Origin of the sequence: Ectopseudomonas khazarica (assembly GCF_017915135.1) — a bacterium.
In the GTDB taxonomy this organism is placed as follows: domain Bacteria; phylum Pseudomonadota; class Gammaproteobacteria; order Pseudomonadales; family Pseudomonadaceae; genus Aquipseudomonas; species Aquipseudomonas khazarica.
In genome coordinates, this window is the sequence record NZ_CP068551.1 from 4,222,763 (window position 1) to 4,238,902 (window position 16,140).

The window sequence follows — 16,140 nt, forward strand, 5'->3', positions numbered from 1 at the left end:
GACCCAGCCTCGCCTCGATGAACAGCTCCTACGTCGGGCGCTTTGCCCCCACGCCCAGTGGCTACCTGCATTTCGGTTCGCTGGTCGCTGCCCTCGCCTCCTACCTCGATGCGCGCGCCGTTGGCGGCCGCTGGCTGCTGCGCATGGAAGATCTCGACCCGCCCCGTGAAGTCCCGGGCGCCCAGGACGCGATCCTGCGCACCCTGGAAACCTATGGCTTCGAATGGGATGGCGAGCTGGAGCGCCAGAGCGAGCAACACGCGCAGTACGCGGCGGTGACCGAGCGCCTGCTCAGTCAGGGCCTGGCCTACGCCTGCATCTGCTCGCGCAAGCAGCTGGAAGGTTATGCCGGGGTCTATCCCGGCTTCTGCCGCAATGCCTGCCATGCCGAACAGAATGCGGCCATCCGCATACGCGTACCGGAGCTGGACTACCACTTCATCGACCGCGTGCAAGGCGAGTTCCATCAGCACCTGGGCCGCGAAGTCGGTGACTTCGTCATTCGTCGCCGCGACGGCCTGTTCGCCTATCAGCTCGCGGTGGTGCTGGACGACGCCTGGCAAGGCATCACCGATGTGGTACGCGGTGCCGACCTGCTCGACTCGACACCGCGCCAGCTCTACCTGCAGGAACTGCTGGGGCTGCCACAACCGCGCTACCTGCACGTGCCGCTGATCATCCAGCCGGACGGCCACAAGCTGGGCAAGAGCTATCGCTCACCACCACTGCCAGCCGACCAGGCCGGGCCACTGCTGCTGCGCGCCCTGCGCGCGCTCGGCCAGCCGGCACCCGCCGAGCTGCGGGGCGCCGCCCCCCGGCAGTTGCTGGAATGGGGCATCGCCCACTGGGACGCCACACGTATCCCACGCAGCCGCACCCTGGCCGAAGCGCAGCTGCGCTGACGGGCGCAATCCGCGTCACACCGGCGCCACCACTACCAGCCCTCAAGCAGGTGGCCTGAAACGCGCCGCTTCCTTTACCATCGCGGCATCTTTCGACGAGATGCCACATGTATATCTACCGACTGGTCCTGATCCTGGTTGTAGGGATCTACCTGTTCTCACCGGCCATCATGGACTGGTGGATCGACCCCAATGGTGCCTGGTATCGCCCCTACCTGCTGTGGCTGATCCTGATCGTCGTGACCTTCATTCTCCAGAGCCAACGCGATGCTGACGAGCTTTAGCCTGAGCGAACTGATCCTGATCAGCGCCGGCTATCTGCTGGTGCTGTTCGGGGTTGCCTGGGTCAGCGAACACGGCCTGATCCCACGCTGGATCATCCGCCATCCGCTGACCTACACCCTGTCCCTGGGCGTCTATGCCAGCGCCTGGGCCTTCTACGGCACGGTCGGGCTGGCCTATCAGTACGGCTACGGCTTCCTCGCCAGTTACCTGGGCGTCTCCGGTGCCTTCCTGCTCGCCCCGGTGCTGCTCTATCCGATCCTGCGCATCACCCGCACCTACCAGCTGTCATCGCTGGCCGACCTGTTCGCCTTCCGCTTCCGCAGCACCTGGGCCGGCGTGCTGACCACCCTGTTCATGCTGATCGGCCTGCTGCCACTGCTGGCCCTGCAGATCCAGGCGGTGGCCGACTCCATCGGCATCCTCAGCCGCGAGCCGCTGCAGGAAAAGGTGGCGCTGAGCTACTGCGGCCTGATCATCCTCTTCACCATCCTGTTCGGCGCCCGGCATATCGCCACCCGAGAAAAGCACGAGGGCCTGGTGTTCGCCATCGCCTTCGAATCGCTGGTCAAGCTGGTGGCGCTGGGGGTGATCGGCTGGTACGCGCTCTACCGGGTGTTCGGCGGCCCCCACGAGCTGGAACTGTGGCTGGTGCAGAACCAGGCGGCGCTGTCCACGCTGCACACGCCGCTGCAGGAAGGTCCCTGGCGCACCCTGCTGCTGGTGTTCTTCGCCTCGGCCATCGTCATGCCGCACATGTACCACATGACCTTCACCGAGAACCTCAACCCGCGCGCGATGGTCAGCGCCAGCTGGGGCCTGCCGCTGTTCCTGCTGCTGATGAGCCTGGCGGTGCCGCTGATCCTCTGGGCCGGCCTCAAGCTGGGAGCGACCACCAACCCGGAATACTTCACCCTCGGCCTGGGTATCGCGGTGAACAGCGAGGCGCTGGCCCTGCTCGCCTACGTCGGCGGCCTGTCGGCCTCCAGCGGGCTGATCATCGTCTCCACCCTGGCCCTGTCGGGCATGGCGCTCAACCACCTGGTGCTGCCGCTGTACCAGCCACCGGCCGAGGGCAACATCTATCGCTGGCTGAAGTGGACACGCCGCGCGCTGATCGCCTTCATCATCATGGCCGGCTATGGCTTCTATCTGCTGCTCGGCGCACAGCAGGACCTGGCCAACCTCGGCATCGTCGCCTTCGTCGCCACCCTGCAGTTCCTCCCGGGCGTGCTCTCGGTGCTGTACTGGCAGACCGCCAACCGTCGCGGCTTCCTCGCCGGCTTGCTGGCCGGTATCTGCGTCTGGGCCCTGACCATGCTGCTGCCGCTGCTGGGCAACCTGGACGGCTTCTACCTGCCGCTGTTCAACGTCATCTACGTGCTCGACGATGCCAGCTGGCACCTGGCGGCCATCGCCTCGCTGGCCGCCAACGTGCTGGTGTTCACCCTAGTGTCGCTGTTCACCGAAGCCAGCCCCGAGGAGAAGAGCGCCGCCGAGGCCTGCGCGGTGGACAACGTGCGCCGCCCGCAACGACGCGAACTGGTCGCCGCGACCCCGCAGGAATTCGCCGCGCAGCTGGCCAAGCCGCTGGGCGCCAAGACGGCCCAGCGTGAGGTGGAACAAGCGCTGCGCGACCTGCACCTGCCCTTCGACGAAGGCCGCCCCTATGCCCTGCGCCGCCTGCGCGACCGCATCGAAGCCAACCTGTCCGGCCTGATGGGCCCCAGCGTCGCGCAGGACATCGTCGAGACCTTCCTGCCGTACAAGTCCGGCAGCGAAGGTTACGTCACCGAGGATATCCACTTCATCGAGAGCCGCCTGGAGGACTACCAGTCGCGTCTCACCGGCCTGGCCGCCGAACTCGACGCCCTGCGCCGCTACCACCGGCAGACCCTGCAGGAACTGCCCATGGGCGTCTGCTCGCTGGCCAAGGACCAGGAAATCCTGATGTGGAACCGCGCCATGGAGGAGCTCACCGAGATTCCCGCCCAGCGCATCGTCGGCTCGCGCCTCAGCGCCCTGGCCGAACCCTGGCAGAGCCTGCTGCAGGACTTCATCGAACGCCCCGACCAGCACCTGCACAAGCAGCACCTGGCCCTGGACGGGCAGATCCGCTGGCTGAACCTGCACAAGGCCGCCATCGACGAGCCGCTGGCACCGGGCAACAGTGGCCTGGTGCTGCTGGTCGAGGACCAGACCGAAACCCAGTTGCTGGAAGACAAGCTGGTGCACTCCGAGCGCCTGGCCTCCATCGGCCGCCTGGCGGCGGGTGTCGCCCACGAGATCGGCAACCCGATCACCGGTATCGCCTGCCTGGCGCAGAACCTGCGCGAGGAGCGCGAGAACGATGGCGAACTGACGGAGATCAGCGGGCAGATTCTCGAACAGACCAAGCGCGTGTCACGCATCGTCCAGTCGCTGATGAGCTTCGCCCACTCCGGCAGCCATCAGCGCAGCGACGAACCGGTGTGCCTGGCCGATGTGGCGCAGGACGCCATCGGCCTGCTGTCACTGAACAAGCGCAACTTCGACATCCAGTTCTACAACCTCTGCAACCCGGAGCACTGGGCCGAGGGTGACCCACAACGCCTGGCCCAGGTGCTGATCAACCTGCTGTCCAACGCCCGTGACGCCTCCCCTCCGGGCGGCGCGATCCGCGTGCGCAGCGAAGCCAGCGAACATACCGTCGACCTGATCGTCGAGGATGAAGGCAGCGGCATTCCCAAAGCCATCATCGACCGCCTGTTCGAACCGTTTTTCACCACCAAGGACCCCGGCGAAGGGACCGGTCTGGGCCTCGCGCTGGTCTATTCGATCGTGGAAGAGCATTATGGACAGATAACAATCGACAGCCCGGCCGACCCCGAGCGCCAGTTGGGCACTCGAATTCGGGTCACCCTGCCAAGGCATGTCGAGGCGACGTCCGTAGCGATGTAAACAGCGACAGCAGGTGCCAACCGCACCTCCGTGACCGCCGAGAGAACGAATTGATGCCACATATTCTTATCGTCGAAGACGAAACCATTATCCGCTCTGCCTTGCGCCGTCTGCTCGAACGTAACCAGTACCAGGTCAGCGAAGCGGGCTCGGTACAGGAAGCCCAGGAACGCTACAGCATTCCCGGCTTCGACCTGATCGTCAGCGACCTGCGCCTGCCCGGAGCACCGGGTACTGAACTGATCAAACTGGCCGAAGGCACCCCGGTGCTGATCATGACCAGCTACGCCAGCCTGCGCTCGGCGGTGGACTCGATGAAGATGGGTGCGGTCGACTACATCGCCAAGCCCTTCGACCACGACGAGATGCTGCAGGCCGTCGCCCGCATCCTGCGGGACCGCCAGGAAGCCCGCAATGCCCCGGCAACCGCTGCCGCAAGCAGCGTGCGGGGTGGTGGCGCGGAGAAAACCGCGGAAAGCGCCAACGGCGAGATCGGCATCATCGGCTCCTGCGCCGCCATGCAGGACCTCTACAGCAAGATTCGCAAGGTCGCGCCCACCGATTCCAATGTACTGGTCCAGGGCGAGTCCGGCACCGGCAAGGAACTGGTCGCACGCGCCCTGCACAACCTGTCCAGGCGTGCCAAGGCGCCCCTGATCTCGGTGAACTGCGCGGCCATTCCGGAGACCCTGATCGAGTCCGAGCTGTTCGGCCATGAGAAAGGCGCCTTCACCGGCGCCAGCGCCGGGCGCGCCGGCCTGGTCGAAGCGGCGGACGGCGGCACGCTGTTCCTCGACGAGATCGGCGAGCTGCCACTGGAAGCCCAGGCACGACTGCTGCGCGTCCTCCAGGAAGGCGAGATTCGCCGGGTCGGCTCGGTGCAATCGCAGAAGGTCGACGTGCGTCTGATCGCGGCGACCCACCGCGACCTGAAGACCCTGGCCAAGACCGGCCAGTTCCGCGAAGACCTCTATTACCGCCTGCACGTCATCGCCCTCAAACTGCCGGCGCTGCGCGAACGCGGCAACGATGTGCTCGAGATCGCCCAGGCCTTCCTGGTTCGTCAGTACAGCCGCATGGGGCGCGAGCCGTTGCGCTTTGCCCACGACGCCGAGCAGGCGATTCGCCATTACCCCTGGCCCGGTAACGTGCGCGAACTGGAGAACGCCATCGAGCGTGCGGTGATCCTCTGCGAGGGTGCGGAAATATCCGCCGACCTGCTGGGCATCGACATCGAGCTGGACGACCTGGAAGACGACGACTTCGGCCTGCCTGGCAGCAGCCAGAGCAGTAGCGGCAGCCATGAACCGACCGAGGACCTGTCGCTGGAAGACTATTTCCAGCACTTCGTTCTCGAACACCAGGACCACATGACCGAAACCGAGCTGGCCCGCAAGCTGGGTATCAGCCGCAAATGCCTGTGGGAGCGTCGTCAGCGCCTGGGCATCCCACGGCGCAAATCCGGCGTGACCAGCAGCCCTTGACAGCGCGACGACGGTGACAACCACCCCGCACACAGGTTCCACAGGTTGTTACCGTTTCAATATCTCGTAACAAAGGCCGGGTCTATCGGTAACGAAAACCCGGCTTTTTTGTCCCCCACCGGACCGCCTCATTTGCCTCAAGCCATTGATCTTAAAGGATTATCAAAAACTGGCACGGCATCTGCTTTATCTCTGGCACAACAACAATAACAAGCAATGCCCTACACAATAAGAACAAGACGTAACGACTCCAGAACAACAAAAACAATAAGGTACGGAGGCGCAGCTAACTGATTCTTTTGGAGAGGAGTTGCCGCAAGGGGTTCGCCCCAGCGACCAGACCGAGAACAACAAAACTGTCTCGAGACAGCGCCCGAACTGGTTGATCAAGGCAACATCAGCGTCCAAAGAAATCCGTTTGCTATTGACTCCCCATTCTAGGGAGCACCCGGTAAGCCACGGCGAGCCGGGAAGGGTCGACAACAAAAACAACAGGCCCTCAATAACAATAAAAACAGAGCACGCACCAACTTGGGGGGGAGCTTCGGCTCCCCCAGTAGCTTCCGGTTCCCGGATCCCCGCCTGCCGCCCTTCTACACACCTTCTTCCGACACGATGCTAGAATCCGCAGCAATCATGCGGTCATCGTTTCGCATACCGTTGAAAACCTTGCCGAGGCAGGCTGCCTTTAACGCCACCAAGCCTGAGCAGGTCGTTCTTCAACAGCATGCGGGGCTGGCCGGTCACTTATCCAAACAGTGCCTCCCATGCTGAAAAAGCTGTTCAAGTCTTTCCGCTCACCTCTGCGCCGTGTGCCACGCCCACGCAGCACGCCCGAAGTGCTGAGCAGTAGCCAACATCCACTCAAGCGCAACGAGATCAGTCGGCACGCCATCAGCGTGGTCGAGCGCCTGCAGCGCGCCGGCTACCAGGCCTACCTGGTCGGTGGTTGCGTGCGCGACCTGCTGCTGGATATCGACCCCAAGGATTTCGACGTAGCGACCAGCGCCACCCCCGAACAGGTGCGTGCGGAGTTCCGTAACGCCCGGGTGATCGGCCGTCGCTTCAAGCTGGTACACGTGCACTTCGGTCGCGAGATCATCGAGGTCGCGACCTTCCGCGCCAATCACCCGCAAGGCGAGGAAGAGGAAAACAGCAACCTCGCCGCGCGCCACGAGAGCGGTCGCATCCTGCGCGACAACGTCTACGGCACCCTGGAAGACGACGCCCAGCGCCGTGACTTCACCATCAACGCGCTGTACTACGACCCGACCCAGGAGCACATCCTCGACTACGCCCGAGGCATGCACGATGTGCGCAACCACCTGGTGCGTCTGATCGGCGATCCCGAGCAACGCTACCTGGAGGACCCGGTGCGCATGCTGCGAGCGGTGCGCTTCGCCGCCAAGCTCGACTTCGACATCGAGAAGCACAGCGCCGCGCCGATCCGCCGGCTGGCGCCAATGCTGCGCGACATTCCAGCCGCCCGCCTGTTCGACGAGGTCCTCAAGCTGTTCCTCGCCGGCTACGCCGAATACACCTTCGACCTGCTGCTGGAGCATGACCTGTTCGCCCAGCTCTTCCCGGCCAGTGGCGAGGCGCTCAAGCGCAACCCCGAATACACCGAGAAGCTGATCCGCCAGGCGCTGATCAACACCGACGAGCGCATCCATGACGGCAAGTCGGTCACCCCGGCATTCCTCTTCGCCGCCCTGCTCTGGCCGGCGCTGCCAGCCCGTGTCCTGCAGCTGCAGGACAAAGGCATGCCGCCGATTCCGGCGATGCAGGAAGCCGCTCACACGCTGATCGCCGAGCAGTGCCAGCGCATCGCCGTGCCCAAGCGCTTTACCATCCCGATTCGCGAGATCTGGGACATGCAGGAGCGCCTGCCGCGCCGCAGCGGCAAGCGTGCCGACCTGCTGCTGGAGAACCCGCGCTTCCGTGCCGGTTACGATTTCCTCCTGCTGCGTGAACTGGCCGGCGAAAACACCGGCGGCCTGGGTGAGTGGTGGACGGATTACCAGGACGCCAACGACAGCGAGCGCCGGCAGATGATCCGCGACCTTGCAGGCAAGGGCGAAAGCACCGCCAGCGCCGCGCCGCGCAAGCGCCGCCGCAACAACAACCGGCGCAAGCGCGGTAACGAAGGCAGCGGCGAGTGATGGAGCGGGTCTATATCGGCCTGGGCAGCAACCTGGCCGAACCGCTGCAACAACTGCGCGCAGCGCTGAACGCCATCGCCCAGTTGCCGCACAGCACGCTGGTGGCGCGTTCTTCGTTCTATGTCAGCGACCCGCTCGGCCCGGCCGACCAGCCACGCTACGTCAACGCGGTGGCGGCGCTGGATACCGAGCTGCAGCCCTGGGCACTGCTCGATGGCCTGCAGCGCATCGAGCAGGAGCAGGGCCGCGTACGCAAGGAAGAACGCTGGGGGCCGCGCACCCTGGACCTGGATGTGCTGCTGTTCGGCGACCGCCTGATCGATGACGAGCGCCTCACCGTTCCGCACTACCACATGCATGCCCGCCCGTTCGTGCTCTACCCGCTGGCCGAGCTGGCCGCCGAGTTGCAGTTGCCGGACGGACGCAGCCTCGCCGCGCTGCTCGATGCCTGCCCCTTCGCCGGCCTGGAACGCCTGCCGGAGTAGCGCACAATGGCGCGCGCCGTCCCTTCCCGGCACACGCCCTGTTACCCGCCGCAAGCCCGCATCGCCTCTGGCCCAGCCCTCTGCCGCTCGGATTGGCAGTAACGCCAGTAACAGAGCGGTAACACCTGCAATTGACTTCATGCCCCCCCATCAGGACTATAGGCGTCCCGTCGCCCCGCGCCGGGCGCACCTTTGATGCCAATCCAGGCCGGATTGCAGCCAGATAGAAGCGGTATACCGAGCCTGAGCGAGGACCTTTGAAATGCCTGACGTTACCCTGACCACACTGCAAAGCTGCAAGCAGAACGGCGAGAAGATCGCCATGCTGACCTGCTATGACGCCACCTTTGCCCACGCGGCCTGCCAGGCTGGCGTGGACGTGCTGCTGGTCGGCGACTCCCTGGGCATGGTTCTGCAGGGCCACGACAGCACCCTGCCGGTCAGCGTCGAGGAAATGGCCTATCACACCGCCTGCGTCAAACGCGGCAACCAGGGCGCACTGATCGTCACCGATCTGCCGTTCATGGCCTACGCCACCACCGAACAGGCCCTGCTCAACAGCGCCAAACTGATGCAAGCCGGCGCGCATATGGTCAAGCTGGAGGGCGCCGGCTGGCTGGCCGAGCCGATTCGCCTGCTGGCCGAGCGTGGCGTGCCGGTCTGTGCCCACCTGGGCCTGACCCCGCAGGCGGTGAACATCCTTGGCGGCTACAAGGTTCAGGGCCGCCAAGAAGCGCAGGCCCGGCAGATGCGCGCCGACGCCATGGCGCTGGAGCAGGCGGGTGCCGCCATGCTGCTGCTCGAATGCGTGCCCAGCGAACTGGCTGCGGAAATCGCCCAGGCCGTGAAGATTCCGGTGATCGGCATCGGTGCCGGCGCGGCGACCGACGGCCAGGTGCTGGTCCTGCACGACATGCTCGGGCTGTCGCTGTCGGGTCGCGCCCCCAAGTTCGTGCGTAACTTCATGGAGGGCCAGAGCAGCATTCAGGGCGCATTCGGCGCCTACGTGCAGGCGGTCAAGGACGGCAGTTTCCCCGCTGCCGAGCATGGTTTCTCCGCATGAACACGGTCAAGACGCTGCGCGAGCTGCGCGCGGTCATCGCCCAGGCGCGGGCCGATGGCAAGCAGATCGGTTTCGTGCCGACCATGGGAAACCTGCACGCCGGCCATGTCTCGCTGGTGGAAACCGCTGCCCAGCGCGCCGACTTCGTGGTGGCCAGCATCTTCGTCAACCCGCTGCAGTTCGGTGCGGGCGAAGACCTGGACACCTACCCGCGTACCCTGCTCGCCGATCAGGAGAAGCTGCTGGCCGCCGGCTGTCACCTGCTGTTTCACCCTGACGTGACGGAGGTCTATCCGCACGGCATGGGCGACCAGACGCGGGTCAGCGTGCCCGGGGTTTCCGAAGGTCTCTGCGGCGCCAGCCGTCCGGGCCACTTCGAAGGGGTCGCCACCGTGGTGACCAAGCTGTTCAACATGGTCCAGCCGGACCTGGCCGTGTTCGGCGAGAAGGACTACCAGCAGCTGGCGGTGATCCGCGCGCTGGTGCAGGACCTGAACATGCCGATCCAGATCATCGGCGCGCCGACTCGCCGTGCCGACGACGGCCTGGCCCTGTCCTCGCGCAACGGTTACCTCAGTACCGAGCAGCGCAATGTCGCTCCCGCGCTGTATCGCGGCCTGCAAGCGGTCGCCGAGCAGTTGCAACGCGGCGCCCGCGACTATGCGCGGCTGATCGACGAGGCCCAGGCCCGGCAACGCGAGGCGGGCTTCGCCCCCGACTACCTGGAGATCCGCAACGCGCTGACCCTGCGCCCTGCGCAGGTCGACGACCGCCACCTGGTGGTGCTCACCGCCGCGCACCTGGGCAGCACCCGCCTGATCGACAATCTGCTGGTGGAACTGCCTGCGCAGTAGCTGCCTGCGAAGGCAGCCGGTTACACTCTGAAAGGCCCGGATCACGTCCGGGCCTTTTGCTTTTGCGGATCAGGAGCCCCGATGGCCTACTACCAGCAGCCCCACGACGTCACAACCCTGCCCGCCTGGCAGGCCCTGCAGCAGCACCGTGCCGAGATGGCCGGTTTCAGCATGCGCGAGGCCTTCACTGCCGATACAAGGCGCTTCCAGCGCTTCTCGCTGGATGCCTGTGGCCTGCTGCTGGACTACTCGAAGAACCTGATCGACGAACACAGCCTCGAGCTGCTGATGCAACTGGCCGAGCAGGCCGGCCTGCACGAAGCCATCACGGCGCTGTTCGGTGGCGAGCACGTCAACGCCTCCGAGGGACGCGCCGCCCTGCATACGGCGCTGCGCAGCCCGGTCGGCCACCGCCTGGTGGTGGACGGCACTGACATCATCCCCGAGGTGCATCGGGTGCTGAACCAGGTCACCGAACTGGTCAGCCGCATTCACAGCGGCCTGTGGCGCGGCTACAGCGAGAAGCCGATCAAGGAAGTGGTCAACATCGGCATCGGCGGCTCGTTCCTCGGTCCGCAACTGGTCTCCGAGGCGCTGCGCCCGTTCACCCAGCGCGGCGTACGCTGCCACTACCTGGCCAATATCGATGGCAGCGAGTTCCGCGAGCTGACCGCCCGCCTCGACCCGGAAACCACCCTGTTCATCGTGTCCAGCAAGTCCTTCGGCACCCTGGAGACCCTGAAGAACACCCTGGCAGCCCGTGACTGGTACCTGGCCATGGGCGGCCCGGAAGAAGAGCTGCACCGCCACTTCATCGCCGTGACCAGCAACCGTGAGGCGGCCATCGAGTTCGGTATCGGCGAGGAGAACATCTTCCCCATGTGGGACTGGGTCGGCGGGCGCTACTCGCTGTGGTCGGCCATCGGCCTGCCCATCGCCCTGGCCATCGGCGTGTCCAACTTCAAGGAACTGCTGGCCGGGGCCTACGCCATGGATCAGCACTTCACCCAGGCGCCCCTGGCCGAGAACATGCCGGTGCTGATGGCCCTGCTGGGCATCTGGTACAGCAACTTCTGGGGCGCACAGAGCCACGCGATCCTGCCCTACGACCACTACCTGCGTAACTTCACCAAGCACCTGCAGCAGCTCGACATGGAGTCCAACGGCAAGAGCGTGCGCCAGGACGGCAGCGCCCTGGACATCAGCACCGGGCCCGTCATCTGGGGCGGGGTCGGCTGCAACGGCCAGCACGCCTACCATCAGTTGCTGCACCAGGGCCGCCTGCTGGTACCGGCGGACTTCATCGTTCCGGTCAACAGCTACAACCCGCTGTCCGACCACCATCAGTGGCTGTTCGCCAACTGCCTGTCGCAGGCCCAGGCGCTGATGCAGGGCAAGACCCGCGAAGAGGCCGAGGCCGAACTGCGCGGCAAGGGCCTGGCGGAAGACGAGGTTCAGCGCCTGGCGCCGCACAAGGTCATCCCCGGCAACCGCCCGAGCAACATTCTGGTGATGAACCGCATCGCGCCGTTCGAGCTCGGCGCGCTGGTCGCCCTGTACGAGCACAAGGTGTTCGTGCAGAGCGCGATCTGGGGCATCAACGCCTTCGACCAGTGGGGCGTGGAGCTGGGCAAGGAAATGGGCAAGGACGTCTACCAGCGCCTGACCGGCCAGCTCGACAACAACGCCTCGGACGCCTCGACCCAGGGCCTGATCGCCCACTTCCGCGAGCGTCATCGCGGCTGACCCTCCACCAACCCGGTCCGGCACGCCTGCCGGGCCGGGCTCCACCGCGCAAGCGCTGCGCCATGAACATCGCCCCTTGAAGCCGGCGCCCGCTTGGGTGCACCCTTGTGCCTGTTGCGGACAAACAATTACAAGGACCCCGCCATGTTCGAAATCACCCGTCACCCCGTGGCCGACGCGGTGCGCCAGCGTGCACACCTGGACAACGACGCCTACCTGCGCCTGTACCGGCAGTCCGTCGAGCAGCCCGACACCTTCTGGGCCGAGCAGGCCAAGGCCTTCCTGGCCTGGTTCAAACCCTGGGACAAGGTCCACGACAGCGACCTGCAACAGGGCCGTGCCGAATGGTTCAAGGGTGGCCAGCTCAACGTCGCCTACAACTGCATCGACCGCCACCTGGAACAACGTGGCGAACAGGTCGCCATCATCTGGGAAGGCGACAACCCCAGCGAATCCGCGCACATTACCTACAACAAGCTGCACCAGCAGGTCAGCCGCCTGGCCAACGTGCTGAAGAGCCGTGGCGTGAAGAAAGGCGACCGGGTGTGCATCTACATGCCGATGATTCCCGAGGCGGCCTACGCCATGCTCGCCTGCACGCGCATCGGCGCCGTGCATTCGGTGGTGTTCGGCGGCTTCTCCCCCGACGCGTTGCGTGACCGTATCCTCGATGCCGACTGCCGTACCGTGATCACCGCCGACGAAGGCGTGCGCGGCGGCAAGTACGTGCCGCTGAAGAGCAACGTCGACAAGGCCCTGCAGAGTTGCCCGAACGTCTCCAGCGTGGTGGTGGTCGAGCGTACCCAGGGCGACGTGGCCTGGGTGGAAGGCCGCGACATCTGGTATCACCAGGCACTCAAGGACGTCAGTGCGGACTGCCCGGCCGAGCCGATGGATGCCGAAGACCCGCTGTTCATCCTCTACACCTCGGGCTCCACCGGCAAACCCAAGGGTGTGCTGCACACCACCGGCGGCTATCTGCTCGGCGCGGCGATGACCCACAAGTACGTGTTCGACTACCACGAAGGCGACATCTACTGGTGCACCGCCGATGTCGGCTGGGTGACCGGGCACAGCTATATCGTCTACGGCCCGCTGGCCAACGCCGCCACCACGCTGATATTCGAAGGCGTGCCCAACTACCCGGACGCCTCGCGTTTCTGGCAGGTGATCGACAAGCACCGGGTCAACACCTTCTACACCGCGCCCACCGCCCTGCGCGCGCTGATGCGCGAAGGCGAAGCCCCGGTGAAGGCGACCTCACGGGAAAGCCTGCGCCTGCTTGGCAGCGTCGGCGAACCGATCAACCCGGAAGCCTGGGAATGGTACTTCCACGTGGTCGGCGACACCCGCTGCCCCATCGTCGACACCTGGTGGCAGACCGAGACCGGCTCGATCCTGATCACGCCGCTGCCGGGCGCCACCGACCTCAAGCCGGGATCGGCGACCCGTCCGTTCTTCGGCGTGCAGCCGGTGCTGCTCGACGAGCAAGGCAAGGAAATCGACGGCCCCGGCGCGGGCGTGCTGGCCATCAGGGCCAGTTGGCCGAGCCAGATCCGCAGTGTCTACGGCGACCACCAGCGCATGATCGACACGTATTTCAAACCCTACCCCGGCTACTACTTCACCGGCGACGGTGCGCGCCGTGACGAGGATGGCTACTACTGGATCACCGGTCGTGTCGATGACGTGATCAACGTCTCCGGCCATCGCATCGGTACCGCCGAGGTGGAAAGCGCCCTGGTGCTGCACGACGCCGTCGCCGAGGCCGCCGTGGTCGGTTACCCGCACGACGTGAAGGGTCAGGGCATCTATGCCTACGTCACCCTGATGAGTGGCCAGGAGCCGTCCGAGGACTTGAAGAAGGACCTGCTGACCCTGGTCGGCAAGGAGATCGGCAGCTTCGCCAAGCCGGAGCTGATCCAGTGGGCGCCAGGCCTGCCCAAGACCCGCTCGGGCAAGATCATGCGCCGCATCCTGCGCAAGATCGCCTGCAACGAGCTGGAGAACATGGGTGACACCTCCACCCTGGCCGACCCCAGCGTCGTCGACAGCCTCACCGAGCAACGGCTGAACCGTTGACCCCGAGCCCGGCCCGAAAGGGCCGGGCTGATCTTGCCGTGGGCCGGCCAAGCGCCGAGAATGCGCGCCATGGATAGCCTACGTCGTCAGATCGAAAAACAGGTACACAGCCTCACCGGCGCCGCCCTGGGGGTGCTCGACCTCGACCAGCCACGCGGCGACGTCGGCCTGTTCGGCCCGCAGTCGATGGTCTGGGAGGTGCACGCCGACTTCACTTCGATGATGGTCGGCGGCGTCTCCGCCCTGCTCCTGCAGATGCTGCACCCGCTGGCCCTGGCTGGCGTCTGGGACCACTCCACCTTCCGCCAGGACATGATCGGGCGCCTGCGCCGCACCAGCCTGTTCATCGCCGGCACCACCTACGGCGGCCGCCAGGATGCCGAGCAGCTGATCGAAAAGGTCCGCACCATTCATCTGCAAGTGGTCGGCAACGCGCCGGATGGCCGCCCCTATGCCGCCAGCGACCCGCAGTTGCTGACCTGGGTGCATGTGTCCGAGGTCAGTCAGTTTCTCGAGGGCTATCTGCGCTACGTCGACCCGCAGCTGCCGCTGGCCGAGCAGGACCGTTACTACCGCGAAGTGGCATTGACCGCCGAACGCCTGGGGGCGCAGGACGTTCCCACGTCCCGCCAGGCGATCGCCGACTACCTCGAACGCATGCGCCCGCAACTGCTCTGCGATGAACGCACCCGGGAAGTGGTGCGGCTGCTGTACGCCGCCCCGGTACCCAGCATGCTCGCCAAGCCCTTCGGCAAGCTGATGATGCAGGCCGGCGTCGACCTGTTGCCGGACTGGGCCAGCGACCTGCTTGGCGAGCGGCAGCCCGACTGGCGCCGCCCGCTGATTCGCGCCAGCGTGAGGCGTACCGCCACGCTACTGCGCTGGGCGGTGAGCAACAGCGCGGCGCAACGTGCCCGACGGCGCCTGACGTAACGCCCCTGAGCCGCAGCGGCACGACCCTGCGCGGAAGCCAGGCGGATTTCTTGCTAGACTGCCGCCCTTTCACCGTCCCGAGATGCCGCGCATGTCCGCTCTTGACCAGGCGCTGCGCGCCGCCCTCGCCGCCCGCGAACACCTTCTGCCCGAACTGCACGCCCAGGGCACCAACTGTTACCGCCTGTTCCATGGCAGCCAGGAAGGGGCTCCGGGGCTGACCGTCGACCGCTACGGCCCACAGCTGCTGGTACAGAGCTTCCACCAGCCGTTGCCGGCAGATGACCTGCAGCGCCTCGCCGACATCGTCGAGCGTCACCTGGGCCAGCCCCTGCTGCTGGTCTACAACGACCGCAGCAGAGGCAACTCGCGCATCGACCGCGACCCCACGCTGTTCCAGCCCACGGAGGCGGCGCTGGAAGATCTGCTCGGCCAGGAATGGGGGCTCAACTACCGGGTCCGCGGCCGTCACGCGGGGCAGGACCCACTGCTGTTCCTCGACCTGCGCAACGCACGTGGCTGGATCAAGGCCAACAGCGCCGGCAAGTCCGTGCTCAACCTTTTCGCCTACACCTGCGGGGTCGGCCTGAGCGCGGCGGCCGGCGGCGCCCGGGACGTGACCAACCTCGACTTCGCCCAGGGCAACCTCGCCGTGGGCCGCGAGAACGGTGCCCTCAACCCAGAGCTGCCAGGCATGCACTTCATCCAGTCCGACTACTTCCCGGCGATTCGCCAGTTCGCCGGCCTGCCGATCAGCAGTCGTCGCGGACAGAAACTGCCGAGCTATCCGCGCCTGCAACCGCGCCAGTTCGACCTGGTGTTTCTCGACCCACCAGCCTGGGCCAAGAGCGCCTTCGGCACCGTCGACCTGCTGCGCGACTACCAGAGCCTGCTCAAGCCGGCGCTGCTGGCCACCGCAGACGGCGGCACCCTGGTGTGCTGCAACAACCTGGCGAAGGTGGAAATGGACGATTGGCGCCAGCAGGTGCTGCGCTGCGCCGAGAAACTCGGCCGCCCGGTGCGCGAGTGCCAGGTGATCGCACCGGCGGGCGACTTCCCCTCGCATGACGGCAAGCCACCGCTGAAAACGCTGATCCTGCATCTCTGACCATCTGCCACGCTCGACCAACGGGACACGGGCAGCATCGGAACTGAACCGCCATGCCATACTCCAAATCGTTCCCCTGTCTGGAATAAATGTCGCCAA

General features: G+C 65.7%; 12 protein-coding genes. All 12 read left to right on the plus strand.

Annotated elements, in window-relative coordinates; all coding sequences use genetic code 11:
• Nucleotides 1-17: 17 nt before the first annotated feature.
• The 12 genes from gluQRS (at nucleotide 18) to JLK41_RS19950 (ending at nucleotide 16,041) form a co-directional block, all read left to right on the plus strand.
• Nucleotides 18-902 carry a tRNA glutamyl-Q(34) synthetase GluQRS gene (gluQRS, locus tag JLK41_RS19895; RefSeq protein ID WP_210389663.1) on the plus strand — a complete coding sequence of 295 codons (885 nt, stop codon included), beginning with the start codon at nucleotides 18-20 and terminating at the stop codon, nucleotides 900-902.
• A gap of 107 nt (nucleotides 903-1,009) precedes the next feature.
• A complete protein-coding gene (locus JLK41_RS19900) occupies nucleotides 1,010-1,186 on the plus strand; it encodes a hypothetical protein (protein ID WP_003244646.1) in 177 nt (58 codons plus the stop codon).
• Nucleotides 1,170-4,124 (plus strand): sensor histidine kinase, encoded by a 2,955-nt coding sequence (locus tag JLK41_RS19905; RefSeq protein WP_037050768.1) that lies wholly within the window; start codon nucleotides 1,170-1,172, stop codon nucleotides 4,122-4,124. Before JLK41_RS19900 ends, JLK41_RS19905 begins: the two co-directional genes overlap by 17 nt.
• 53 nt (nucleotides 4,125-4,177) lie before the next feature.
• Nucleotides 4,178-5,608 carry a sigma-54-dependent transcriptional regulator gene (locus tag JLK41_RS19910; protein ID WP_037050773.1) on the plus strand — a complete coding sequence of 477 codons (1,431 nt, stop codon included), beginning with the start codon at nucleotides 4,178-4,180 and terminating at the stop codon, nucleotides 5,606-5,608.
• Between the two features lie 767 nt (nucleotides 5,609-6,375).
• Entirely contained in the window at nucleotides 6,376-7,770 is a 1,395-nt protein-coding gene (locus JLK41_RS19915) for a polynucleotide adenylyltransferase PcnB (protein WP_175252678.1), read from the plus strand.
• Nucleotides 7,770-8,255, plus strand: coding sequence for a 2-amino-4-hydroxy-6-hydroxymethyldihydropteridine diphosphokinase (gene folK, locus JLK41_RS19920; protein ID WP_197035097.1), 486 nt, complete (start codon nucleotides 7,770-7,772; stop codon nucleotides 8,253-8,255). The genes JLK41_RS19915 and folK overlap by 1 nt, the downstream gene beginning before the upstream one ends.
• Nucleotides 8,256-8,517: 262 nt before the next feature.
• Nucleotides 8,518-9,318, plus strand: a complete 801-nt coding sequence (gene panB / locus JLK41_RS19925) for a 3-methyl-2-oxobutanoate hydroxymethyltransferase (RefSeq protein ID WP_134675640.1) — start codon at nucleotides 8,518-8,520, stop codon at nucleotides 9,316-9,318.
• Complete coding sequence (panC, locus tag JLK41_RS19930) at nucleotides 9,315-10,172, plus strand: pantoate--beta-alanine ligase (RefSeq protein WP_210389664.1); 858 nt, start codon at nucleotides 9,315-9,317, stop codon at nucleotides 10,170-10,172. The genes panB and panC overlap by 4 nt, the downstream gene beginning before the upstream one ends.
• Before the next feature lie 81 nt (nucleotides 10,173-10,253).
• On the plus strand, nucleotides 10,254-11,918 hold the full coding sequence (pgi, locus tag JLK41_RS19935; RefSeq protein WP_037050784.1) for a glucose-6-phosphate isomerase: 1,665 nt from the start codon (nucleotides 10,254-10,256) through the stop codon (nucleotides 11,916-11,918).
• A 144-nt stretch (nucleotides 11,919-12,062) separates the two neighbouring features.
• Nucleotides 12,063-14,000, plus strand: a complete 1,938-nt coding sequence (acs, locus tag JLK41_RS19940; RefSeq protein ID WP_210389665.1) for an acetate--CoA ligase — start codon at nucleotides 12,063-12,065, stop codon at nucleotides 13,998-14,000.
• 69 nt (nucleotides 14,001-14,069) lie between these two features.
• The gene (locus JLK41_RS19945) at nucleotides 14,070-14,933 is read left to right on the plus strand and encodes an oxygenase MpaB family protein (RefSeq protein WP_037050786.1); all 864 of its coding nucleotides are present in this window, start codon (nucleotides 14,070-14,072) and stop codon (nucleotides 14,931-14,933) included.
• A 91-nt stretch (nucleotides 14,934-15,024) separates the two neighbouring features.
• The gene (locus tag JLK41_RS19950) at nucleotides 15,025-16,041 is read left to right on the plus strand and encodes a class I SAM-dependent rRNA methyltransferase (RefSeq protein WP_210389666.1); all 1,017 of its coding nucleotides are present in this window, start codon (nucleotides 15,025-15,027) and stop codon (nucleotides 16,039-16,041) included.
• The last annotated feature ends 99 nt before the right edge of the window (nucleotides 16,042-16,140 follow it).